The organism is Actinomadura violacea, assembly GCF_017573465.1.
Classification (GTDB): domain Bacteria; phylum Actinomycetota; class Actinomycetes; order Streptosporangiales; family Streptosporangiaceae; genus Spirillospora; species Spirillospora violacea.
This window is the reverse complement of sequence record NZ_JAGEPF010000010.1, coordinates 25494-48353: the sequence shown is the minus strand read 5'-3', so window position 1 is coordinate 48353 and position 22860 is coordinate 25494. Positions and strand designations below refer to the sequence as shown.

The window sequence follows — 22860 nt, the reverse complement described above, 5'->3', positions numbered from 1 at the left end:
CTCGTGCGGGCCCGGGGCGGCGGCCGTCAGCCGGTGAGCCGGGCGTGCAGGGCCGCGAGCCGGTCGTGGAGCTCCGCCCAGGGGAACGCCGCGCCGCTCGGCTTCTCGGAGTCGGGCGACGGGAATCCCTCCGGGTCCAGCACGACGGTGACGCCCCACGCGCGGAGCTCGGCGATGCTGCGCGGGAAGACCGGATGGCGGGCGAGCGCCGCGTTGGGCCACGGCGCGGCGACGATCGGGCGGCCGAGGCCGACGGCCTCGTTGAGCAGGCCGAGGGCGAGCGTGTCGCTGATGCCGTGCGCCCACTTGTTGACGGTGTTGAAGGTGGCCGGGACGACGGCGAACGCGTCGGCGGGCGGCAGCACGTCGGGCTCTTCGGGCCGCTTGTAGTCCGAGCGGACGGGGAAGCCCGTCAGCCCGGACAGCCGCGCGGCGTCGACGAACTTCGTGCCTGACGGCGTCGCGACGACGCAGACCGTCCAGCCGTCGCCGAGCAGCCGCTCGACGAAGGCCGGCAGCTCCGCGGCGGGCCGCCCGCCGCAGGCGATCACGTACAGCACCGGTCCCGCGGGCAAGGCGTCCCCCGTTTCGTCGTGGGTTCCCCACCCTGCCATGCGCGCGGGGAGCCGCCACGACGGGGCCGCGGCCGCCGCCCGCGCGGCGTGATCACTGCTCGATGTCGTCGAGCCCCCAGTGCGCCTCCATCCGGACGATCTTCCCGTCGTCGTTGAACGTCATGACGTCGATGACGCGGATGCGCATGCCCGGCATGTTCACGCTGAAGGCCATCGCGGCGCGGTCGCCGTGGGAGCCGCGGATGGGGGCGTCGAGCGACAGCTTCGCGCCGGCGGCCACGGCGTTGCCGTAGAACTCGTCGATCGCGGCGCGGCCCTCCATCGGCGGGTTGCCGACCGGGTCGACCACGACGGCGTCGTCGGCGAACAGGCCGGTGACGGCCGCGGGGTCGCCGGAGTTGAAGCCGTCGACATAGGCCTGAAGCGTGCTTTTCATCTGTTCCTGGGTCGGCATGCGACAGAGGCTACCAAGCGCCCGCTTGGCCACCAATTCCCGGCAAAGTTGGTCATAGCGCCCGCGTATGTGCAGGCTGCGGCGATGCGCCGTCCCCGAGCCGGGCTCGCCGACCCTAGGCTTCGGTGTGGAACGCAAGCCGGGAACGGAGGGGCGATGACGGACGCCGCACGGACCACCGGGGGGCCGCCGAAGAAGGCGGCCTACCGGCGGTCGGCGGGATCGCCGCGCGGCGAGGCCAGGCGGCGCGAGCTGCTCGAACGCGTCACCGACGACCTGGCGGTCAACGGGCTCGTCGACTTCTCGCTGCGGCGCGCCGCCCGCGCGGCCGGCACCACGCACAAGGTCCTGCTCTACCACTTCGAGGGCGCCGACGACCTGCTCCGGCAGGCGGTCGCCAGGCTGCGCGACCGGCGCATCGGCAACGCGCTCGCCGTCGCCGCCGAAGAGCGGGGCGGCGGGACGCTGGCGGAGCGGGTGCGCGCCATCTGGCCGACCCTGATGAACGAGGAGCGGGGACTGCGGCGCGTCCTGGACCAGGCCATGGGCCTGGCCATGTACGACACCGAACGGCACGGCGAACTCGGCCGCGGGGCGTCCCGGCAGTACATCCCGATCCTGCGGTCCTTCTGCCCGCCCGGCTGGTCCGAGGCGCGCAAGCTGCAGGTCAGCGAGATGATCCTGGCGACCCTGCGCGGTTTCCTGCTGGAGCGGCTGATCAGCGGCGACACCGCCGGGGTCGACGCCGGGTTCGCGGCGCTCGTCCGCGCGCTCGAACACGAGGAGGCCGCCGGAGAACCGCGGTCGCCCTAGTGCAGGCTGAAGGCGGCCGCACGCCCGGCGTGCTCGTCGGACGCGGCGCGCTCGGCGCACGCGGCCAGGCCGTCCAGCAGGTCGGCCGCGCCGCCCACGGCCTCGTCGTAGTGCCAGTGGCGGACGAGGGTCTCGCCCTCGGGCCCCGGGTCGAAGCGGCCCTTGGCGAAGCAGCCGGCGACGGCCATCCGGACGATCACGCGGTCGCAGTCGTCCAGCTGCGCGACGTAGGCGGCCGCGTCGATCAGGCCGATCGCGGCGCGGGCGTTGCGGCAGTCGTCGGCGGGGTCGGGGCGGGCGATCCGCCACTGCGCGTACGGGCGCAGGTACTCCGCGATCATCACGGTTCTGTGCACGCGAGGTCCTTCCGGGTTCCGGACCTCCCATGCTGCGGACCGGAACGCCGGCGGGCGGGCGCCTTGACCGAGGTCTTGCCGCCGGCTGACCGATTGATCGTCCCGGCCCCGCGCGGGTGCCTAGGACCCGGCCAGGCCGTGCCGGAAGGCGTACGTGACGGCCTGCGCGCGGTCCCGCAGCCCGGCCTTGGCGAACAGGTTGTTGATGTGGGTCTTCACCGTCGCCTCGCTGATGAACAGGTCGCCGGCGATCTCGGTGTTCGAGCGGCCCTGCGCGATCAGCGCGAGCACCTCGGCCTCGCGGCGGGTCAGCCCGTCGGGCAGCTCGCCGCGGGCGGCGCGGACCGGCCGCTGGTCGGCGGCGACCGCCTCGACCAGCCGGCGCTGGATCGCCGGGTCGAGCTGCGCCGCGCCGCCGCGCACCGCGGCGACCGCGCGGGCGATCTCGTCGGCGCCCGCGTCCTTGGTGAGGTACCCGCGGGCACCGGCGCGCAGCGCCGCGAAGATCGACTCGTCGTCGGCGTAGGTGGTCAGCACGACGACCTCGACCTCCGGATGCGCCTGCTTGATCCGCCGGGTCGCCTCCACCCCGTCGACCCGCGGCATCCGCAGGTCCATGAGCACCACGTCGGGCCGCAGCTCGCCGACCATGGCGAGGGCCTGCTCGCCGTCGCCCGCCGACCCGGCCACCTCGATGCCGGGCAGCAGCTCCAGCAGCAGGACCAGGCCCTCCCGCACCACCGTCTGGTCGTCGACGACCAGGATCCTCGTCTCGTCGCTCACCGTGCCCCGTCCCGTGTCACGCCGGCACCCGGAGGGCGACGCGGAAGCCCTTGCCCTCCGGCCCGGTCTCCAGGGTCCCACCGATCAGTTCCGCCCGCTCCCGCATGCCGACCAGCCCGTAGCCGCCGCCCTCCAGCTCCAGCACCGGCTCGGTCCCGCCGGTGTCGGACACCTCGAGCTCGACGGCGTCGCCGAGGTAGCGCAGCGCGATGCGCGTGCGGGCGCCGGGCGCGTGCTTGCGGACGTTGGTGAGCGCCTCCTGGGCGGTCCGGACGACCGCGAGCCCGGCCTGCGGCGGCAGCTCGCGGGGGACGCCGGTCACCTGGACGTCGCAGGGGCGGCCCGTGCTGGCGTAGAACTCCTCCGCCAGCTCCGCGATGACCTCCTTCGGCTCGGGGACCTCGCCGCGCAGCGTCGCCAGCGCGCGCCTGGTCTCGTCCAGGCCGGACTTGGCGAGGTTGCGCGCGCGCTCGACCCGGTCCAGGGCCTGCACCCGGTCGCCGTCCCGCGACAGCAGCAGCCGCGCGCCCTCCAGGTGGACGATCTGCGCCGACAGCGAGTGGGCGAGGATGTCGTGGATCTCGCGGGCGATGTGCGACCGCTCGGCGAGCACCGCGTTGGACGCCTCGGCCCGGCGGGCGGCCTCCTGCGCCTGGGCGCTCTGCCGGCTGGCGAGGGCGCCGAGGGTCAGGCCGACGAACGCGGCGAGCAGCCCGTAGTCGGGACCGTGGCCGTAGGCCTCCCCCAGCGCGCCGACGGCGATCACGGTGGCGCCGCCGAGGGCCACTCCCCAGCGCGCCGGCATCCGCATCAGCAGCACCCACATGGCGACCATCGAGAAGAAGTACCCGCCGCCGCCGTGCGGGGCGACCGCGTACAGCGAGAGGGACGTCCCCATCGCGCCGAGGAGCAGGGCGTTCCCGATCCGGCACCAGCGGGAGCCCTTCGGCCGCCCCACCCACAGTCCCGCGCCGAGGAGCGCGAACGTCGCGGCGTTGAGCAGGACCACCGCGAGTCCCTCGCCGTGCAGGGCCGGGGCGGGCGTGGAGTGCAGCAGCCCGCGGAAGTAGGCCACGGCTCCCCAGATCAGCGCGACCGTGATCGCGATCGTCCGGACGAGCCGCTCCTCGAGGGTGAAGGATCCGATCTTCACGATGCGACGCTAGCCGCTGCGGTCCCGGTGAGCCGCCGTCCGCGCCAGGCCACCAGCAGGTTCTGGACGATCAGCGTCAGGGCGAGGAAGACCAGGAAGAGGCTGGGGCTCACCTTGAGGCCGAGCGCGTGCCCGGCGGCGAGGAACCCGACGCGGCTCAGGATCGACACGAGCCAGGCCGCGAGGGTCCAGCCGGTGCCGCGGCGCCACAGCGCGCCGTCGTTCCCGCGCCACAGCCGGACGGTCGCCGCGCGCAGGGCGCCGAACGCGACCGCGGCGGCGGTCTCGCCGGCGAGGAGCGCGACGCTGAGCGCCGGGTGCGCGTCGTCGAGCAGGCCGCCCTGCGCCACGCCGATCACGGCCAGGACTGCGGGGACGGTGTAGAGCCTGCGCTCGCCGACCGGCCGGGCGCGCAGCTGGCGGTAGACCACGAGCGCGAGGACGGCGAGGCCGATGAGCACGTTGGCGGCGGTGTTCATGGCCTCGACGGTAGATCGGGGCGGGCGCCGCGGGGATCGGCGCGCGGCTGGACTTCGGGGTCTCCACCGGCGGGTGGAGAACCCTGCGTGAGCGGCGGCTCACCAGCCGGAAGGTGCCAGTGGGAACTGGCCGAATCCGGCCGGATATGCGATCTTGATTCGAGAAACGTTCGCGTTTTTAAATCGGGTACCACCCGTGCGTGGATCGCTCCAAAGGCGTCCGCGCAGCACCAGCGAAAGGCGCGTCCAGAACCCGTGAAATCCCTCCTCCGCGCCGCCGCCGTGGCGGCGCCCCTCACCCTGGCCCTCGGTGCGGTCGCCGCACCGGCCCAGGCGTCCCCGCAGGCCCCGGCCACGACCACCGAGGCGCCGGCCCCCGGCGTCCCGGCGTTCGACTTCGCCAAGGACTGCCCGCCGCTGCCCGCCGGCATCGACCCGACCCTCGGCCTGTGCATGCAGATGGTCGTGACCGGCGGCTCCATGAAGCTCGGCGGGCTCAGCCAGAACATCACCGAGCCGATGCGGATCACCGTCCAGTCGGTCCAGCGCGACGCCTCGTCGGACTCGGAGTTCACCAGCGTCACGCTGACCGGCAAGCCGATGACCATCCCCGGCGGCGTGCTCGGCCTGCTCGGCCTGAACGTCCCCGGCCTCGACGGCCTGCCGTTCAACAAGGTGCAGGTGCAGCCGAAGTACACCGGCGGCTTCACCTTCAACCTCCCGAACGCGGGCCTGGAGATGAAGATCAAGATCATCAACGACGCGGTCGGGAAGGGCTGCTCGATCGGTTCCAAGAAGGACCCGGTCAAGCTCGATCTCGGCGTCGACCTCGGCCAGATCAGCGTGGTGGACGAGGGCGACCCCGCCGACTCGTTCAACCACCCGCCGATCCTGCACACCCCCGCCGCCGACAACGCCTTCGCCGTGCCGAAGACCGACGGCTGCGGGCTGTTCGGGCCGGTGATCGACTGGAAGGCCGGGCTGCCGTCGGCGACCGGCAACAACGCCGCGTCGTTCGACACCTACCTCGCGCTCGCGCCGTATGCCCCGTGGCCGTCGGCCGCCGCGCAGCGCAAGGCGAAGCAGGACCCGATCCAGCAGCTGCGCAACCTGCGCATCAAGGGCTGACGCACCACTCGCCGGGGGTGGCACCCGCACCACCCCCGGACCAGCGGATCCGCGAGGGCGCGGCTACATGTCGATGCGCTCGGTGTCCAGCTCGGCCGCGCCGGCGGTGATGAACTCCCGGCGCGGCGCGACGTCGCTGCCCATCAGCAGATCGAAGATCTTCGCGGCCTGGTCGGCGTCCTCCACCCGGATCCGCCGCAGGATGCGGTGGCGCGGGTCCATCGTGGTCTCCGCGAGCTGGTCGGCGTCCATCTCACCGAGGCCCTTGTAGCGCTGGATCGGCTCCTTCCAGCGCTGCCCCTTGCGCTCGAACTCCACCAGCTTGCGGGTCAGCTCGCCGTCGCTGTAGCAGTAGACGTACTTCTCCTGGCCCTTCCGGGGCTTGACCAGCTCGATCCGGTGCAGCGGCGGCACCGCGGTGAACACCCGCCCCGCCTCCAGCATCGGCCGCATGTAGCGGAACAGCAGCGTCAGCAGCAGCGTGCGGATGTGCGAGCCGTCGACGTCGGCGTCCGCCATCAGGATGATCCGGCCGTAGCGGGCGGCGTCGATGTCGAACGTGCGGCCCGAGCCCGCCCCGATCACCTGGATGATCGCCGCGCATTCGGCGTTCTTCAGCATGTCCGCGACGGACGCCTTCTGCACGTTGAGGATCTTGCCGCGGATCGGCAGCAGCGCCTGGAACTCGGAGTTGCGGGCCAGCTTGGCGGTGCCGAGCGCCGAGTCGCCCTCGACGATGAACAGCTCGCTGCGGTCGTCGGCGTTGCGGCAGTCGACCAGCTTGGCCGGCAGCGCGGAGTTCTCCAGCGCGTTCTTGCGGCGCTGGTTGTCGCGCTGGGTGCGGGCCGCGATCCGGGTCTTGGCCGCCCCCACGACCTTCTCCAGCACGGCGCGCAGCGGCTGCTTCTGGCCGCGCGGCGGGTTCTCGAACACCGCCTTGAGCTCCCGCGTCACCACCTGCGAGACGATCCGGGTCGCCGCCGAGGTGCCGAGGATCTCCTTGGTCTGCCCCTCGAACTGCGGCTCGGGCAGCCGGACCGTCACCACGGCGGTCAGGCCCTCCAGGACGTCCTCCTTGATGACGTCCTCGTCGCCGTTCTTCAGCAGCTTGGTCGCGCGCAGCTGCTCGTTGATCACCTTGAGCACGGCCCGGTCGAACCCGCGCAGGTGGGTGCCGCCCTTCGGGGTGGCGATCACGTTCACGAACGACCGGGTGAGCGTGTCGTAGCCGGTGCCCCAGCGCAGCGCGACGTCGACCTCCAGGTCGCGCTCGACGTCGGTGGGGGTGAGGTGGCCCTGGTCGTCCAGCACCGGGACGGTCTCGGTGAAGTGCCCGCGGCCCTGCAGCCGCAGCACGTCGACCAGGGCGGCGTCCTTGGCGAGGTAGGTGCAGTACTCGCTGATGCCGCCGTCGAACCGGAAGGTCTCCTCGACGGTCTCCTCGCCGCGCTCGTCGCGGACGTCGATGGTCAGGCCGGGGATCAGGAACGCCGTCTGGCGCATCCGGTCCAGGACGAGGGCCTGCTCGACCGTGGCGTCGGCGAGGAAGATCTGCATGTCCGGCCAGAACCGGGTGCGGGTGCCGGTGACCTTCCTGGCGACCTTGCGGATCTGCCGCAGGCCCGACCTCTTCTTGAACCGGGCGTTCGGGCGGCCGTCGTCGGCGAACTCGCCGGGCAGGCCGCGCCGGAAGCTGATCGCGTGGGTGTGGCCCTCGCGGTCGACCTCCACGTCCAGCCGGGCCGACAGCGCGTTCACCACGGACGCGCCGACGCCGTGCAGGCCGCCGGAGGCGGTGTAGGACACCCCGCCGAACTTGCCGCCCGCGTGCAGCCGGGTCATCACCAGCTCCACCCCGGGCAGGCCCGTCTTGGGCTCCAGGTCGACCGGGATGCCGCGACCGTTGTCGCCCACCTCGAACGATCCGTCGGCGTGCAGCGTCACGCTGATGTGCGTGCAGTACCCGGCCAGGGCCTCGTCGACGCAGTTGTCGACGATCTCCCACAGGCAGTGCGCCAGGCCACGGCTGTCGGTCGACCCGATGTACATTCCGGGTCGCTTCCGCACGGCCTCCAGCCCCTCGAGCACCGAGAGGTGCCGGGCGGAGTAGCCGTGCGGGTCATCGGTCATCGCTTCGGCGGTCGCGGCGGTCAACTGCTTGTGCTCCTCGGGGGTAGGACATTCGGCACGAGGGTACCCCCGGGCACCGACAAACGTTCGAAAGGCTCGCCGCCCGGGCCGTCCGGGCCCCTTCCCGGCGGTGATCTTGCGGGCGTCCGGCACCCGTCCGGGCGATTCTCGCCCAACCAGGGGTGGAGTGCCGCAACGTCCACCTATAGGTGGGTGCACGGCTCCGCGTGGATTCCCTAATGTCCTGGTCATGGCAGAAACGATCGGGGTCAACGGGCTCCGTAAGCGCTACGGGGACGTCAACGCCGTCGACGGGGTGACGTTCTCGGTCGACGAGGGCGAGTTCTTCGGGATCCTGGGGCCCAACGGGGCCGGCAAGACGACGACCCTGGAGATCGTCGAAGGCCTCCGCCAGGCGGACGAGGGCACGGTCTCCGTCCTCGGCCTCCCCCCGTGGCCGCGCAACCCGCGGCTACTCCCCCGGATCGGCGTGCAACTGCAGGCGTCCTCGTTCTTCGAGCGGCTCACCGCGCGCGAGCAGCTCCAGACGTTCGGGTCGCTGTACGGCGTCCCGGCGAAGAAGGCCGACGCGATGCTGGAGGCCGTGGGGCTCGCCGACAAGGCGGACGTGCGGGTGGAGAAGCTGTCGGGCGGGCAGGCGCAGCGGCTGTCCATCGCGTGCGCGCTCGTGCACGACCCGGAGCTGGTCTTCCTCGACGAGCCGACCGCCGCGCTGGACCCGCAGGCCCGGCGCAACCTGTGGGACGTGCTGCGCACCATCAACACCGAGGGCCGCACCATCGTCCTCACCACGCACTACATGGACGAGGCCGAGTCGCTGTGCGACCGCGTCGCCATCATGGACGCGGGCCGGATCCTGAAGCTCGGCCCGCCCGCGGTGCTGGTGCGCGGCCTGGACGCGCCGGCCCGGATCAGCATCGCCAGCGGCGTGCTGGACGCGGCCGACGCCCGCCAGCTGCCCGGAGCCGACGAGGCCGACGACGACGGCGTCTCGCTGACCATCTCCACCCGGGACCCCTCGGCGGTGGTGGCGGCCATGGCCGCGAAGGACGCGCTGGACGGGGTGCAGATCCGCGGCGCGACCCTCGAGGACGTCTTTCTGGAGCTCACCGGACGGGAGTACAGGGCGTGAGCACACTCGAGAGTTTCAAGAGCCTGTCCCGGGCGATGTTCCTGGGCTTCCGGCGGGACCGGGGCGCGCTGTTCTTCACCGTGCTGTTCCCGCTGATGTTCCTGGTGATCTTCGGCGGCGTGTTCGGCCACCAGAGCACCTCGAAGGTCAAGGTGCTGGAGATCGGCAACGTGCCGATCCTGGACCAGGCGATGGCGCACGGCTCCGGCGAGCTCGGCAAGACCATGAAGCTGTCCAAGGCCTCGGACAAGCACGGCGCGCTGCACAAGGTCACCAAGGGCGACGCGGACGCGGCCGTGGAGCAGGTGGGGAACCAGCTGGTCGTGCACTACTCGGCGGCCGACCAGGTCAAGTCCGGGACCGTGCAGGGCCTGATGAACTCGATCGTGCAGGGCGCGAACCAGGCGGCGACCGGCAAGCCGCCCGCCTACCACGTGGCGGCGCAGCAGGTGGAGGACGACTCGCTGAAGGCGATCCAGTTCTTCACGCCGAGCCTGCTGGGCTGGGCGCTGGCGTCCGCGGGCGTGTTCGGCGCGTCGCAGACGCTCGTGACGTGGCGGACGAAGGGCATCCTGCGCCGACTCCAGCTGTCCCCGGCGCCGATCCCCACGGTGTTCGCGGCGCGCGTCGCGGTGAGCCTGGCCGTGGCGCTGGTGCAGTTCGCCCTGTTCGTGGCGGTGGCGCAGCTGCCGTTCTTCGGCCTGAAGCTCGGCCACTACTGGTGGATGGCGATCCCGATGGTCCTGTCAGGGGTGCTGGCGTTCCTGGCGATCGGGATGGTGATCGGCGCCTGGGCGAAGACACAGGAGACGGCGCAGGCGGTGACGCAGCTGGTGGTGCTGCCGATGGCCTTCCTGGGCGGCTCGTTCTTCCCGCTGGACGCCTCGCCCACGTGGATGCGGACGATCGCCTACGTCTTCCCGCTGCGGTATCTGAACACCGGGATGCTGAACGTGATGGGCCGCGGCCTCGGGCCGATGTCCGCACTGCCGCAGATGGGAATCCTGCTCGGTTTCGCGGTGGTGGGCGGGCTCGTCGCCATGCGCCTCTTCCGCTGGGACAGCGCGTGAGAAACGACCGTGGCGCAACGGTGTGACCTCGGTCACTAATCGAGCCATTCTGCTGTGGGCGTACGAAGAAACAGGTTGGGAACGTCCACGTCGGGTTAGATGTTGTCCTAAGTACCGACCCCGAGCATGAGGAAGGTGCCGTGACTGGAGCCCTTGCCCCGACCAAGCCGCTGACCGTCGCCGACCGGTGCGACCGCTGCGGCGCCCAGGCCTACGTCCGTGCAGTCCTTGTAGGCGGCGGCGACCTTCTGTTCTGCGCCCACCACGGGCGTAAGTACGCGGAGGCCCTGCGCGCCAACGGGGCCGACATTCAGGATGAGACCGACAGGCTCAACGAAACCCCGGCTACCGCTTCGGAAGACGAGCGGTAGGGATCGAAATAGCACACCCCGCGGCGGCGGCCACCGGAGACGGTGGCCGCCGTTCGGCATTTCAGTCGCCGCCCCCATCGGGCCCCAACACGGGGCATTGCGAAATGGATTCAGAGAGTGATTATCTCGTCACTCTGAGTATCGGATATTCGTCGCTCCGGTGACGCGGACCACGCGTTCGCCGCTTTTCTCACCCGGCGGTGACCGTCTTCACGCGATAGTGGTATCCGCCGGATTCGGTGAACCCCTCGGCCGCGTACATCGCCCGCGCGGGGGCGTTCCGCTCGACGACCACCAGGTACGCCCGCTCGCAGCCCTGCTCGCGGCCCCAGCCGAGCAGGGCGCGCAGGACGCGCCGGCCCAGCCCGCGCCTGCGGGCCTCCGGCGCCACCGCCATCGCATAGATCCCGAGCCACTCGCCCTGGGGCACGCCCCGTCCGACGGCGACGCCGTCCAGGGAGGCGTATCCCGCCGGCACACCGGTGAGGATCTCCGTGGCCACCGGCAGCTGGTGGTCGTAGCGGCCGTCCACCGACCACCACACGTCCAGCCACTCGGGAGACGGCTCGTCGGCCACCACCACGCCGTCCCGCCCATAGGGGCCGGCGATGTCCGCCACCATGCCGAGCGTAGGGTCGACGACCTCGTAACCCCGCGCCTCCAGGACCCCGTCAAGGCCCTCTGGCCGTGCGTTGTCGCTCAACGAGAACACCGTCGGCAGCCCGAGGTCGGTGTAGAAGCGCTCCGCGCGCGCTAGCGCGGCGTCCAGATCCTGGGGAGCGCTCTGGGGCAGGACGGAATTGGCGCGTTTGGTGACGCCGTCGGCCTGGCGCAGCAGCCACCCGCCAATATCCTGGACGGACCGCGCCGGCCACGCCGCGGCCACGAGTCCGTCGAGGTCCCGCGGTCCCGGGATCGTGGGGCACCGCGTCATCGCGTAAACCGGGTCATCGTGAACACCGTGTCATCAAGGGAACACCGCTTTCGGGGGGATCGTGCACATCCTGCTGCCGCCGTCGGAGAAGAAGGCTACCGAGGGCGACGGGCCGCCCCTCGACCTGGCCTCGCTGAGCCTCCCGGAGCTCACCGCGGCGCGTAAGCGCGTCATCACCGCCCTGACCAGGGCGTGCAAGCGCAAGGATGCGGCGCAGATCCTCGAGCTCCCGGCGGGGCAGGCCGACGAGGCCCTGGCGCGGGACCGGGCGCTGCTGGAGGCGCCCGCGCTGCCCGCGGCGCGGCTCTACACCGGCGTCCTCTACGACAACCTCGACCTGCCGAGCCTCGACGCGGACGCCGCCGCGGAGCGCGTCATCGTCTTCTCGGGCCTGTGGGGCGTGCTGCGGCTCACCGACCGCGTCCCGCCGTACCGGTTGTCCATGTCGGTGTCATTGCCGCCCCTCGGCCGTCTGGGGACGTTCTGGAAGCCCGCGATGACGAAGGCGCTCCGGCCGTCCGGGCTGATCGTCGACATGCGGTCCGGGCCGTACGCGGCTGCCTGGAAGGCCCCTCAGCCCGCCGTGGCGGTCCGCGTCTTCCGCGAGACGATCACCGGCGGCGTCGCGAAGCGCACGGTCGTCAGCCACATGGCCAAGGCGACCCGCGGCGCGATCGCCCACGACCTGCTCAAGGCCGGCGCCGACCCGGCCACGCCCGAGGAGCTCCTCAAGGCCGTCGCCGGCCTCGGCCACACCGTCGAGCTGAACGGCACCAACCTCGACGTGATCCTGCCCGGCTGACGCCCGCGTGCGCGGCCGGTTCCGGCCGCGCACGCGCAGGCCCCCGTCCTGCTGGACGGGGGCCGCACGGTAAGCGAACTGTGTCAGTCGAGATAGTCCCGCAGCACCTGCGAGCGGGACGGGTGGCGCAGCTTCGACATGGTCTTGGACTCGATCTGCCGGATGCGCTCCCGGGTCACCCCGTACACCTTGCCGATCTCGTCCAGCGTCTTCGGCTGGCCGTCGGTGAGGCCGAACCGCATCGACACCACGCCCGCCTCGCGCTCGCTGAGCGTGTCCAGCACCGAGTGGAGCTGCTCCTGCAGCAGCGTGAAGCTGACCGCGTCCGCCGGGACGATCGCCTCGGAGTCCTCGATGAGGTCGCCGAACTCGCTGTCGCCGTCCTCACCGAGCGGGGTGTGCAGCGAGATCGGCTCGCGGCCGTACTTCTGCACCTCGACGACCTTCTCCGGGGTCATGTCGAGCTCCTTGGCCAGCTCCTCCGGGGTGGGCTCGCGGCCCAGGTCCTGGAGCATCTGGCGCTGCACGCGGGCCAGCTTGTTGATGACCTCGACCATGTGCACCGGGATGCGGATGGTGCGGGCCTGGTCGGCCATCGCGCGGGTGATCGCCTGCCGGATCCACCAGGTGGCGTACGTGGAGAACTTGTAGCCCTTGGTGTAGTCGAACTTCTCGACCGCGCGGATCAGGCCCAGGTTGCCCTCCTGGATCAGGTCCAGGAACAGCATGCCGCGGCCGGTGTAGCGCTTGGCCAGCGAGACCACCAGCCGGAGGTTGGCCTCCAGCAGGTGGTTCTTGGCGCGGCGGCCGTCCTCGGCGATCCACTCGAAGTCCTCGAGGTCCTCCTCGCCGAGCGCGGGGCCGTCGGCGGCGAGCCGCTCCTCGGCGAACAGGCCGGCCTCGATCCGCTTGGCGAGCTCGACCTCCTGCTCGGCGTTGAGCAGCGGGACCTTGCCGATCTGCTTGAGGTAGTCCTTGACCGGGTCGGCGGTGGCGCCGGCCGCGGCGATCTGCTGGGCCGGGGCGTCCTCGTCGTCGTCGCCGAGGGTGAAGCCCTCCTCCTCGGCGGCGGGCGTGTCGCCGGTCTTCTTGCCTGCCGGGGCCTTGCCGGGCGCGGCGGCGGCCGGGGCCGCCTCCTCCTCGTCGGCCTCGGGCGTCTCCTCGACCTCGGCCGCCTCGTCCTCGAGGTCGGCCTCCAGGTCGTTCAGGTCCTCGTCGAGGTCGACGTCCACGTCGTCCTCGAGCTCGGGGTCGTCGCCGGCCTTCTTGGCCGGGGCGGCCGCCTTGGCGGCGGGCTGCGCCGCGCCCTTCTTGGCGGCCGCGGCCTTCTTCGGCTTGGCCTTGGCGGACTTGGGCGGGGCGGGCTTGGGCGCCGCGGGCCGGGCGGCCTCCGGGCGCGGGGCGGTCTCCTCGGCGGCCGCGTCGTCGCCGACGACCGCGGTCACCGTGTCGGGCTGCTCCTTCGCGGCAGCAGCGGTCCTGGGCCTGCGCGCCGGCGGCGCCGCGCGCTTGCGCGAACGCTTGGGCGCCGCGGAATCGGCAGCGCTCACCACGACGGTCACACCCTCCTTGCTGAGGCTCCGCAGAATGCTGGAGGCCTTCGACACGGGGATGTCGGCCTCCTCGAACGTACGGCGTACGTCGTCGGCTTCGAGGTAACCCTGGGACCGTCCACGCTCGATCAGTTGCGCGATGACGTGATCGTGCAGATCTGACGCTTTCGAGGTCGAGCTAGCAGGCGACACAAATACCTCTCGAACGAACGTGTGGCTTGGTTGACCCAAGTGCCCTGACGGGCCCGGCCTCACACTGGGTGGGACCACACACGGCGGACCTCCGGTGCGGGACCGCAGCGTACCCGCTCTGACTGGGTCAAGCATTCTGGCACTGCTGCGCATTCCGCCCTGATGTCCTACCCGGTAACTCTCCACCTTAGAGGGCGCGGGACGGTCCTTCGTACGGACGGGACCGCCTCCTCACCGTCTCCGGCGGGTTTCACTCGGGTTTCACTAGGGCTTGGGCGGGACGTGCAGGGCAAGCACGGTCACATCGTCTACCTGCTCGTACCCGGCAAGCATCCGATCGACCAGGAAGTCGACGAGTCTTTCTGGATCTCCTACCACTTCAGGTGGGGCGTCCGCGGCCGTCGCCACGAGTTCCTCCAGCCCGGCGTCCACCCCACGCCTACGGTTCTCCACAAGTCCATCGGAATAGAAGACCACAGTGTTGCCGGTCTCGATGGAAAAACTTGTCTGCTGCCGCTGGCTCGGCCAGCCGAGCGGCGTGCCGGGCTCCCGCGTGCTCACGCGCGCGGGGGCGTCCGGGGAGATCAGCAGGGGTGGCGGGTGCCCGGCGTTGCTGAAGGCGCCGCGCCCGGTCTCGGGGTCGATGACCGCGTACGCGACGGTGGTGAACTGCTCCTCGTCCTCGGTGGCGCTGAACAGCCGGTCCAGGCCGGCGAGCACCGCGGCGGGCCGCGGGTCGTTCAGCGCGAGCGCGCGCAGCGCGTTGCGGACGCGTCCCATTCCGGCCGCCGCGAGCACGCCCTTGCCCATGACGTCGCCCACCGCGACCGCGAGCCGGTCGTCGGGGAGGCGGAACACGTCGTACCAGTCGCCGCCGACCTGCACATGGCGGGTGGCGGGGTTGTACCGTGCGGCCAGCACCATCCCGGGAAGCTGGGGAAGGTCGCTGGGCAGCAGGCTGCGCTGGAGCTCCTCGGCGGTCCTGTGCTCGCGCTCGAACAGCAGCGCGCGCTCCACCGCCAGGGCGCACTGCCCGGCGAGGGCCTCCAGGAAGACGCGCTCCTCCTCGGTGATCTCCCTAGGGCGAGTGAAGGAGAAACGCAGCGCGCCTATCGGGGCGCCCGCCGCCAGGAGGGGCAGGCCGACCCAGGCGCGCTCCTCGGGGTGCTGGGCGAACAGCTCCTTCTCGTCGCGGCCGAGCTGGATGCGCAGGCTGTCGGGATGCTCGGCCAGGAACGGCCGGCTCTCGCGCACCGCCACCGACATGACGGTCTGGTCGGCGACCTTGATGTCGTCGCGGGCCGGCGGCCGTGCCTCGGCCTCGGTGCCGGGCTGGGACGGCGTGACGATGCTCAGCCGCAGCTTGTCGTCGTCCAGCAGCGCCACGGCCGAGTAGTCGGCGCCGATGGCGGACCGTCCGACCTCGGTGATGACCTGCACGACCTGGGAGACGGTCAGCGCCTCGGCGAGCATGGAGGTCGCCTGCTGGAGGCGCGCGGTGCGCAGCGCCGCCGCCGACAGCTGCTCGGTCAGCCGGCCGCGCATCTCCTCGGCCTCGCGCTGCCCGGTGACGTCGGTGTTGGCGCCGACCCACTCGATGACCTCGTCGCCCTGCCGGATCGGCACGGCCCGCACGTCGAAGTGCCGGTACGTTCCGCTCTTGGTGCGGATCCGGTAGTTGGTCTCGAAGACCTGGTTCTCGGCGACGCACTCGCGCCACGCCGCCTCGATGCGGGGGCGGTCCTCCGGGTGGACGACCGCCATCCAGCCGCCGGCGTCGTAGTCGTCGCGCGCCTGGCCGGTGATGGCGCGCCACTCCGGGGCGTCGTCGATCACGCCGCCGTCGGGGGCGGCCACCCACACCACCTGGGCGCTGGCCTCCACGAGCGAGCGGTAGCGCTGCTCCTTGCGCCGGATGACCTCCTCGGCGCGGCGCCGCTCGGTCACGTCCAGGGCGGTCAGCACGGCGCCGAGACGCTCTCCGCCGGGCCCGCGCGCGGGCAGCCATGTGCAGGCCAGGATCCGCTCCTCGGTCGCGGTGGCGACCGCCTGGGCCTCACCCGCGCGCTCTGCCGGCGCTGCGGGGACGACGAGGTCGGGGTCGCTCAGCGGGCGGTCCTCGGCGAGCACCGTGCGCAGCGCCGTCTCGAACGCGGTCGCCAGCGCCTTGGGCAGCACCTCGGCGGGGCGGCGCTGCTGCAGGTCGCGGACGGGTACGCGGAGCAGCGTCGCGAGGGCGTCGTTGGCCTTGCGGCAACACAGGTCGCCGTCGAAGAACGCCAGCCCTCCCGGGGCTTCCTTCAGCAGGGTCGCGTACAGCGCGGAGTCGGACGCATCCATGGGCTGCCCCTCCACCCCTGAGACGCGGGGTTGGGGAACGGACGTCTCGGTGCTCATGGACAACACCTCCGCCCCAGAGGGTCCCGTACCGCGCGGCAAGTTTTCATCACTATGAGTGAATGGGAGCAGGCTAGCGCTCCCGCCTCCATCACAACACCGGTCGGAGTCAGGTATTCATCATCCCGATGGTTCGCCGCGTACGGAAGCCCTGATGGACATCGTTGTCTCCGTGCTTCCGCGCGATGACGCGGGATGCGCACGCCTTCCCTATGCGCCGCTGGTGGCGGCCCATCAAGAGGACGAGTAGGCGATGTTACGGCGCCTGGAGCCCGGCGGGCGGCCAACCCCGGCGGTTCGGCGAGTTCCGGCTCGCGGCGGGTCGGCGGACCCCAGCCCGATTTAGACCCTAAAATTCCCGTAAAGGGTCTTTTAGTGACCGGTGTGCCCTTACTCGCGCGCCCTACTTTCCGGCCTTGGCGGCGGCCTTCATCTCCTGCTTGAAGGCGCGGACCTTGGCCAGCGACTCCGGACCGGTGATGTCGGCGACCGACCGGTGGGAGCCCTCCTCGCCGTACGCGCCCGCCGCCTCACGCCAGCCCTCCGGCCGGACCCCGTACTGCTTGCCCAGCAGCGCCAGGAAGATCTGCGCCTTCTGCTTGCCGAAGCCGGGCAGCCCGTTCAGGCGCTTGAACAGCTCCTTGCCGCTGCCCGCGTCCTTCCACACCTTCTCCGCGTCCCCGTCGTAGTGCTCGACGAGGTACTGGCACAGCTGCTGCACCCTCTTGGCCATCGAGCCGGGGTAGCGGTGCACGGCCGGCTTCTCCGACAGCAGCGCCGCGAACCGCTCCGGGTCGCAGGCTGCGATCTCGTGGGCGTCGAGGTCGTCCGCCCCGAGCCGCTGCGCGATCGTGTACGGGCCCGAGAAGGCCCATTCCATCGGGATCTGCTGGTCGAGGAGCATCCCCACCAGTGCGGCGAGCGGGCTGCGGCCCAGCAGTTCGTCCGCCTCGGGGCGCTGCGCTAGTTGAACTTTCGTGGCCATGGGCTCAGCTTAGGACCGCTCCTAGGGACGAGGACCGGCGCGCACGGAAACCCCTCAGGCGACGCTCTAGGCCCGGGCCGCGAATCTGTCGGAAGTCTTACGAGCGCTCCGGCAGCCTGGCGGCCCGCGGGGCACAGTGCTCGAATGGAGCCGTGAACGAGGATCCGGTAGAGGGCACCCCCATAGGGCGGCGGGTCGTGCTCGGGATGCTCGGCCTCGGTGCCGCAGGAGTCGCCGTAGGCGCATCCCTACAACAGAAGGTGAACCGCGCACTGGCGCCCGTAGGCGGAATCCAGGACGTTCTCCCTGCCGCCGGGGGTTTCCGCTACTACTCCGTCACCGGAGGCGTGAAGCGGCACAGCGCCGCCACACACCGGGTGACCGTGGGCGGGCTGGTGGACAAACCACGGGCGTTCACCATGGCCGACCTGGCGCGGCTGCCCCAGACGATGCTCGACAAGGACTTCCAATGCGTGACCGGATGGCGGGTGCCGAACGTCCGGTGGACCGGCGTCGCCCTCCCCGACCTCCTGGACGCCGTAGGGGTGTCGCCGCGCGCGAAGGCCGTCCGTTTCAAGTCGTTCGACGGGGTGTACACCGAGTCGCTCACGCTTGACCAGGCGCGCCGCCGCGACGTCATGGTCGCGACCCAGATGAACGGGAAGCCGGTCACCCACGACCACGGCGGCCCCACCCGGCTCTACGTGGCCCCTATGTACGGCTACAAGTCCCTCAAGTGGCTCGGCGGCATCGAACTCACCGACAAGGTCGAGCAGGGCTACTGGGAGGACCTCGGCTACGACGTGGACGCCTGGGTCGGCCGGTCGAACGGACGTGACGATGCACCCACATGACGTGGACCTTCCCGCACCGTCGCGGTCGTCGAGGCTGTTGCGGTTCACCCGGGCGGAACGGTCGATCCACCATGCGACCGGGCTGCTGATGCTGGTCTGCCTTGCCACGGCGGGCATGCTCTACCTGCCCATGCTGTCTACGCTGGTGGGGCATAGGGAGCTGGTCAAGACCGTCCACGTGTGGTGCGGGTTCGCGTTGCCGATCCCCATCGTTCTCGGCCTCGTCTCCAGGGCGTTCAGGACGGACGTACGGCACCTCAACAGGTTCGCGCCGCACGACTGGGAGTGGCTGAAGCGCGGGGACCGCAGAGCCGTGCGGCAGGGCAGGGGCGTCTTGCCCGTGGGCAAGTTCAACGCGGGCCAGAAGCTGAACGCGGCGTTCACGGCGGGTGCGATCCTCGTCATGCTCGGCACCGGGGAGGTCCTGACGTTCCCCGGCCCGTGGCCGGACCGCTGGCGCACGGGCGCCACGTTCGTGCACGACTGGCTCTTCGTGATCATTGTCATCGCCGTCGCGGGCCATCTCTGGGAGGCCTTCCGGGACCCGGGCGCCCTTCGCGGGATGCTCACCGGCCGCGTCGATCACGACTGGGCCGCGAGACACCACAGGGGCTGGGTGGACGCCGTCCAACGGATCGCCGCCCGGACGCCGGACGGCCCGCCTGGAAGGGGATCCGGGGAGTCGGCCACCGGCGGGCCCTTGGAAGGTGGCTCAGAATTTGCGAAACGACGCCCCGGTATGTCTTGACTCTCCCCACGAAAACGCTGGAATGAGACATCGAGGCGAAGTTCGGGCGGCAGCCTCCGAAGCCGGGGGTCGCGCGCACTCCGTCTCGGCCGGCGGCGTCCCCGTCCGCCGGAACCCCGTGCGCGGAGGTGTACGCAGATGCCTGCACTGGCCGATCACCGAAGCGAGACCCGCGATGCGCTCACGCGGCGGCTTACCGACGAGTTCTCGGACTTCCCCTCGGACGCGGTGCACCAGTGCGTCGCCGACGTCCAGGCGTGCATGGCCCATCTCGGGCTCGAACCCACGCCCGCGCGCGTGGAACGGATGGCACGCGAGCACCTCGTCGGCATGCTGAAATCAGAGCCGCCCTCGGGGCGGTCCCAGGGAGCCGGAGTGGACGGCTGATCCCTCCGCCGGTCCCGCGCCTTACGCGTACGCGCCGCCACGGGATCTGAGAAGCTAGGGCCCGTGAGTCCTCGCAGCCGCCGCTCCTCGTCCGGGGATCCGGCGCGGGACGGCCCTGCCCCGCCCGGCGAGGTCTCCGAGATCTTCGACGGGATGCTGCGGCACGCCCGCGAGCTGCTGGCCGTGCGCAGCCCCCTGGACGCCGAGCTGATCGTCAGCGAGATCCTCGGGTCGTGGTGGGGGCACCGGGTGTCCGCCGGAGACGTCGAGGTGACCATCGGCGAGGCGCTGGTCGGCCACGCGGAACGGGCCGCGACGCCGGCGGCGCTGGCGCTGCTCACCGGGATCGCCTACCTGGGCACTCCGCGGCAGGCCGCCAAGGCCGAGCGCGCGGCGCTCGACCTGATGGACCGGGGCGTCGCCCGTCCCGGATGGGCCGACCGCGTCGGCATGGTGGCGCTCGAAGAATGCTTCGTCTCCCGGGACGTGTACGGCGACCAGGACTCCATCGTCTGCACCTACACCTACGGTGGAGCCGACCGGCACGCCCTCGTCATCCTGGTGGACCGGAACAAGGCCGGGGCCGTCCAGTACGCCGACGCCCCGTTCCCCTCGGCGGCGCCGCCGGCGTTACGCGCCGCGCGCCCCCCGGCATGCGGGATGGTTCGCGACGCGTGGGTGTCGTCCCAGGTCGACCGGCTCCTCGACCACTGCCGCCGCGAGGGCCGCGACAACGCCCTGATGCGGTTCGAGCAGCTGGACCCGCGCGACACCAAGGCGCTCCTGCAGAGCGCCCTCGCTCTCACCAACGACACGGCCGATCCGCCGGTCAACGACGGCTTCGGGTCGTACCACGCCTTCGTGCGCGCGCGGATAGGCGTCCTTCCGCCGGGAGGGCGCCTGCCGCAGCCTCCGGTGTACGGACGTGACCGCCGCGCCACGATCGCCGCGCGTTTCCTCGCGTCGGACGAGGCGGAGGGACTCTCCGACCTGTCCGCCGCCAGCCGCTGCGTGGACCGCATCATCGCCTACGGCTGCGCCCACGATTTCGGGCGGCCGCTGCGGGTCAGCCCCATCAAATGCGAGATGTTCCTGCTCGACTGGCTGCCCCGCAAGGTGCTGCTGTCCCCCACCGAGCAAGAGGCCGTGCCGCACGTGCTGGCCGCCTGGGTGCGGTGGGCGGGCAAGCGCATGGGACTCCCCGAAGAGGGCGTCAGGGCGACGCTGGACGCGGTGTGGGACGCCACCGGGAAGTTCGCCGAGGCGTACCGCGACCCGTCCGCTTTCGGCCTCGACCGGGACCTGGTCGCCCGGCTCCTGCCCGACGGGGAACTGGAGGCGCTCCCCCGGCGGGCGTTCGCGCTGCCGTTCCTGTCGGGCGTCCACCGGCGCTCCGGGCGGCACGGCTCCGTCGACCTGTCGGCGCTGGACCCGTCCGACCCCGCCGACCGGCGGGTGATCCTGGAGTTCGAGCATCCCGGCGCGGACGAGGAGCACCTCGACGCGCACGAGAGGCTCACCGACAGGCTGTGGAGGGGCGACCCGCCCCAGCTGTGGGAGACCGCCCAGTCACTGCTGGACGTCGGCTACGAACGGCACGAGATCCTGCACAAACTCATCAAGGTCCTCGATCGCTGCGGCGACGACGCGGACGCCCTCCGGGAGGCGCTGCGTGTGCTGCGTCACGAAGCGCCGCCCGAGTGAACTCCCGGTTTGCGCGCGGCGTCCCCGGCGACAATCATCGGGTGCCGGGCATGGTCTCGCGGGGGCCCGGGGCCGCAGCCCCCGGCGATAGGGAGTGATCTTGTTGGAGTGGTCCGAGTTCGCCCGCCGGCTGGGCCGTGAACTGGCGGGTCTCGACCGGGACACCATCCTCATCGTGCGCGAACGCGACGAGAGCCGGCACTACGTCCAGGCGATGCGCGAGCCGGACCGGCTCTATGCCGAGGCGGTCAGCAACAACTTCCTCGACGGCCCGCTGCTGCTCACGCCGGCCGACGAGGAGGTCATGAGCGACGCGGGCTGGCGCCCGCCCGCCGACCCCGCGCCCCGCAACTGGTGGACCGAGCTGCCCGAGGCCGGCACCCCCGGCGGGATGCTCGCGGTCACCGGCGGCGACTACTCGCGGCTGGCCGAGGTGATGGTCACCGCGCTGCGCGACGTCCAGGGCGTGCGGCGCCCCTCCGACCTGGTCTACGAGTCGTTCCACCGGCACGGCAGCGGGCTGATCGAGCTGCTCGACTTCGGCATCGAGATCGCCGACCCGTCGCGCGTGAGCAAGCGCCGCTCGTCGGCCGCGATCGCCCCGCCGGAGCCCGCCCCCGAGAGCCCGCGCCCCGCGCCCGGTCCGCCGCCCGCCGGGCCGCCCATGCCGCTGCCCCCCGCCGGGGTCCCCGGCAGCGACGCCGACCTGCTCGAACCGCGCCTGGCCGAGGCCAAGGAGCGCGGCGACCACGCCACCTACTTCGCCCTGCTCGCGGGCGCCGACCTCGTGCTCCCGGCCACCGCGCACGCGGTGGAGAACCCCGACCGCGCCGAACTGCCGACCATCACGATCGGCTCGGGAACCTACGTCACGCTGTTCACGTCCCCCGGCGCACTGGCCCGTACCGGCGACCAGCATCCGCTCTACCGGCGCACGTCGTTCGCCCTCCTGGCGGCGAGCTGGCCGGACCCGTCCTGGCAGCTCGCCGTCAACCCCGGGCTGCCGAGCGAGGTCCTGCTGGACGCCTCCGCCCTCGGCCGCCTGGAGGCCGCACAGCGCGAGACGTCCTCGTCCGGACCGGAGACCGGCAATCCCTACGGGACCGTCGATCCGGGCGCGCTGTCCGGGCCCGGGCCCGTCGCGGGCGGTCCGTTCCCCCCGGTCAACGGCTCCGACATGCCCGGGCTCCCCGGTGTTCACGGGCCATCCCAGGGCCTCAACGGCTTGTCCGCCGCCAACGGCTCGCCCGTGCCGAACGGGATGCCCTCCCTTAACGGGATCCATGGAGTCAATGGACTGCCGGAAGGCGACGACTCCTATGACGACTCCGGTACCGCCATCGACCCCTACACGGCGGAGGAGTTGAGGGCGGCGCTGGAGGCCGGTACTCCGGACCTGGGCCGGGCCAAGCCGGAGACCCCGGAGCCCGAGCCGTCCATAGCCGGTCCCTTGGGCGCCCCTACGGACGGAACGCCCGCCGACAGCGAGCCCGCCGAGACGCACCTGCCCGGCGCGCCTCACACCGAGCCGCCCCAGGCCGACGCGGAGCAGCCGGTCGCGCCGCAGCCCCCGGCGCCCCAGCCCCAAGCGCCGCAGCCCGCCGCACCGCAGCCCGCCGCGCCGCAGGAGCCACCTGGTGGCGGCGTACAACCGTCCGTTGGGCAGCAGCCCGCGGTTCAGGCGCCCGCCGGCATTCCGATGCAGCCGCCTCATGGCACCCGCCTGTGGCGCGCCACAGGCGAGGACGACGAGGTCCCCGTCGCGGTCTACGACGCCATCGGCGGCATCTGGAGCCCGGCGCGCACCGACGCCGTCCCGGCGCCCCGGGGCGAGTGACG

The 22860-nt window shown here is 71.9% G+C and carries 22 protein-coding genes; 11 read left to right on the top strand and 11 right to left on the bottom strand.

Annotated elements, in window-relative coordinates:
* Nucleotides 1-26 precede the first annotated feature (26 nt).
* Nucleotides 27-575, bottom strand: coding sequence for a flavoprotein (locus J4709_RS16695; protein WP_232383614.1), 549 nt, complete (start codon nucleotides 573-575; stop codon nucleotides 27-29).
* A gap of 91 nt (nucleotides 576-666) precedes the next feature.
* Nucleotides 667-1029 carry a nuclear transport factor 2 family protein gene (locus J4709_RS16690; RefSeq protein WP_208241697.1) on the bottom strand — a complete coding sequence of 121 codons (363 nt, stop codon included), beginning with the start codon at nucleotides 1027-1029 and terminating at the stop codon, nucleotides 667-669.
* Nucleotides 1030-1185: 156 nt separating this feature from the next.
* Here J4709_RS16690 and J4709_RS16685 point away from each other — a divergent pair, with 156 nt between their 5' ends.
* Nucleotides 1186-1842 (top strand): TetR/AcrR family transcriptional regulator, encoded by a 657-nt coding sequence (locus J4709_RS16685; protein WP_208241695.1) that lies wholly within the window; start codon nucleotides 1186-1188, stop codon nucleotides 1840-1842.
* On the opposite strand, the gene J4709_RS16680 is transcribed toward J4709_RS16685, so the two are convergent.
* The 4 genes from J4709_RS16680 to J4709_RS16665 all read right to left on the bottom strand — a co-directional run bounded on the left by J4709_RS16680 (nucleotide 1839) and on the right by J4709_RS16665 (nucleotide 4613).
* Entirely contained in the window at nucleotides 1839-2198 is a 360-nt protein-coding gene (locus J4709_RS16680; RefSeq protein WP_208241693.1) for a hypothetical protein, read from the bottom strand. The two genes, J4709_RS16685 and J4709_RS16680, sit on opposite strands and share 4 nt — an antisense overlap.
* A gap of 120 nt (nucleotides 2199-2318) precedes the next feature.
* Entirely contained in the window at nucleotides 2319-2981 is a 663-nt protein-coding gene (locus J4709_RS16675; RefSeq protein WP_208241691.1) for a response regulator, read from the bottom strand.
* A 16-nt stretch (nucleotides 2982-2997) separates the two neighbouring features.
* Nucleotides 2998-4134, bottom strand: a complete 1137-nt coding sequence (locus J4709_RS16670; RefSeq protein WP_208241689.1) for a sensor histidine kinase — start codon at nucleotides 4132-4134, stop codon at nucleotides 2998-3000.
* Nucleotides 4131-4613 (bottom strand): hypothetical protein, encoded by a 483-nt coding sequence (locus tag J4709_RS16665; protein WP_208241688.1) that lies wholly within the window; start codon nucleotides 4611-4613, stop codon nucleotides 4131-4133. The genes J4709_RS16670 and J4709_RS16665 overlap by 4 nt, the downstream gene beginning before the upstream one ends.
* A gap of 255 nt (nucleotides 4614-4868) precedes the next feature.
* On the opposite strand from J4709_RS16665, the gene J4709_RS16660 reads away from it, so the two are divergent.
* Nucleotides 4869-5741 (top strand): hypothetical protein, encoded by an 873-nt coding sequence (locus J4709_RS16660; protein WP_208241687.1) that lies wholly within the window; start codon nucleotides 4869-4871, stop codon nucleotides 5739-5741.
* A 63-nt stretch (nucleotides 5742-5804) separates the two neighbouring features.
* On the opposite strand, the gene J4709_RS16655 is transcribed toward J4709_RS16660, so the two are convergent.
* A complete protein-coding gene (locus J4709_RS16655) occupies nucleotides 5805-7895 on the bottom strand; it encodes a DNA gyrase/topoisomerase IV subunit B (RefSeq protein ID WP_372442095.1) in 2091 nt (696 codons plus the stop codon).
* A 226-nt stretch (nucleotides 7896-8121) separates the two neighbouring features.
* On the opposite strand from J4709_RS16655, the gene J4709_RS16650 reads away from it, so the two are divergent.
* From J4709_RS16650 to J4709_RS53365, 3 genes are all read left to right on the top strand, one after another.
* Nucleotides 8122-9024: an ABC transporter ATP-binding protein gene (locus J4709_RS16650; RefSeq protein ID WP_173095506.1), complete on the top strand. Its 903-nt coding sequence runs from the start codon at nucleotides 8122-8124 to the stop codon at nucleotides 9022-9024.
* A complete protein-coding gene (locus J4709_RS16645) occupies nucleotides 9021-10094 on the top strand; it encodes an ABC transporter permease (RefSeq protein ID WP_208241686.1) in 1074 nt (357 codons plus the stop codon). Before J4709_RS16650 ends, J4709_RS16645 begins: the two co-directional genes overlap by 4 nt.
* Nucleotides 10095-10234: 140 nt before the next feature.
* Nucleotides 10235-10465: a DUF7455 domain-containing protein gene (locus J4709_RS53365; protein WP_151540381.1), complete on the top strand. Its 231-nt coding sequence runs from the start codon at nucleotides 10235-10237 to the stop codon at nucleotides 10463-10465.
* A gap of 190 nt (nucleotides 10466-10655) precedes the next feature.
* Here the strand turns inward: J4709_RS53365 and J4709_RS16640 are convergent, their stop codons facing one another.
* A complete protein-coding gene (locus tag J4709_RS16640; protein WP_208241685.1) occupies nucleotides 10656-11399 on the bottom strand; it encodes a GNAT family N-acetyltransferase in 744 nt (247 codons plus the stop codon).
* Between the two features lie 61 nt (nucleotides 11400-11460).
* Between J4709_RS16640 and J4709_RS16635 the strand changes: the two genes are divergently transcribed.
* Complete coding sequence (locus J4709_RS16635; protein ID WP_208241684.1) at nucleotides 11461-12201, top strand: YaaA family protein; 741 nt, start codon at nucleotides 11461-11463, stop codon at nucleotides 12199-12201.
* 83 nt (nucleotides 12202-12284) lie between these two features.
* Here the strand turns inward: J4709_RS16635 and J4709_RS16630 are convergent, their stop codons facing one another.
* From J4709_RS16630 to J4709_RS16620, 3 genes are all read right to left on the bottom strand, one after another.
* On the bottom strand, nucleotides 12285-13946 hold the full coding sequence (locus tag J4709_RS16630; protein ID WP_208241683.1) for an RNA polymerase sigma factor: 1662 nt from the start codon (nucleotides 13944-13946) through the stop codon (nucleotides 12285-12287).
* Nucleotides 13947-14210: 264 nt separating this feature from the next.
* Entirely contained in the window at nucleotides 14211-16286 is a 2076-nt protein-coding gene (locus J4709_RS16625) for a SpoIIE family protein phosphatase (RefSeq protein ID WP_372442094.1), read from the bottom strand.
* A 460-nt stretch (nucleotides 16287-16746) separates the two neighbouring features.
* Entirely contained in the window at nucleotides 16747-17328 is a 582-nt protein-coding gene (locus J4709_RS16620) for an HhH-GPD-type base excision DNA repair protein (protein ID WP_173095511.1), read from the bottom strand.
* A 152-nt stretch (nucleotides 17329-17480) separates the two neighbouring features.
* On the opposite strand from J4709_RS16620, the gene J4709_RS16615 reads away from it, so the two are divergent.
* The 5 genes from J4709_RS16615 (at nucleotide 17481) to J4709_RS16595 (ending at nucleotide 22858) form a co-directional block, all read left to right on the top strand.
* Nucleotides 17481-18182, top strand: a complete 702-nt coding sequence (locus tag J4709_RS16615) for a molybdopterin-dependent oxidoreductase (protein ID WP_208241679.1) — start codon at nucleotides 17481-17483, stop codon at nucleotides 18180-18182.
* 1 nt (nucleotide 18183) lies between these two features.
* Nucleotides 18184-18930, top strand: coding sequence for a cytochrome b/b6 domain-containing protein (locus tag J4709_RS16610; RefSeq protein WP_208241677.1), 747 nt, complete (start codon nucleotides 18184-18186; stop codon nucleotides 18928-18930).
* A 138-nt stretch (nucleotides 18931-19068) separates the two neighbouring features.
* Nucleotides 19069-19317: a hypothetical protein gene (locus tag J4709_RS16605; protein ID WP_208241675.1), complete on the top strand. Its 249-nt coding sequence runs from the start codon at nucleotides 19069-19071 to the stop codon at nucleotides 19315-19317.
* A gap of 153 nt (nucleotides 19318-19470) precedes the next feature.
* A complete protein-coding gene (locus tag J4709_RS16600; protein WP_208242228.1) occupies nucleotides 19471-21021 on the top strand; it encodes a hypothetical protein in 1551 nt (516 codons plus the stop codon).
* A 100-nt stretch (nucleotides 21022-21121) separates the two neighbouring features.
* Nucleotides 21122-22858, top strand: coding sequence for a TY-Chap domain-containing protein (locus tag J4709_RS16595; RefSeq protein WP_208241674.1), 1737 nt, complete (start codon nucleotides 21122-21124; stop codon nucleotides 22856-22858).
* Nucleotides 22859-22860: the final 2 nt, after the last annotated feature.

Bases quoted from the DNA above. Each gene is read 5' to 3' on its own strand.
- J4709_RS16690 (WP_208241697.1), bottom strand. From the start codon at position 1,029: ATGCCGACCCAGGAACAGATGAAAAGCACGCTTCAGGCCTATGTCGAC.
- J4709_RS16685 (WP_208241695.1), top strand. From the start codon at position 1,186: ATGACGGACGCCGCACGGACCACCGGGGGGCCGCCGAAGAAGGCGGCC.
- J4709_RS16665 (WP_208241688.1), bottom strand. From the start codon at position 4,613: ATGAACACCGCCGCCAACGTGCTCATCGGCCTCGCCGTCCTCGCGCTC.
- J4709_RS16650 (WP_173095506.1), top strand. From the start codon at position 8,122: ATGGCAGAAACGATCGGGGTCAACGGGCTCCGTAAGCGCTACGGGGAC.
- J4709_RS16640 (WP_208241685.1), bottom strand. From the start codon at position 11,399: ATGACGCGGTGCCCCACGATCCCGGGACCGCGGGACCTCGACGGACTC.
- J4709_RS16625 (WP_372442094.1), bottom strand. From the start codon at position 16,286: ATGGATGCGTCCGACTCCGCGCTGTACGCGACCCTGCTGAAGGAAGCC.
- J4709_RS16620 (WP_173095511.1), bottom strand. From the start codon at position 17,328: ATGGCCACGAAAGTTCAACTAGCGCAGCGCCCCGAGGCGGACGAACTG.
- J4709_RS16605 (WP_208241675.1), top strand. From the start codon at position 19,069: ATGCCTGCACTGGCCGATCACCGAAGCGAGACCCGCGATGCGCTCACG.
- J4709_RS16600 (WP_208242228.1), top strand. From the start codon at position 19,471: ATGCTGCGGCACGCCCGCGAGCTGCTGGCCGTGCGCAGCCCCCTGGAC.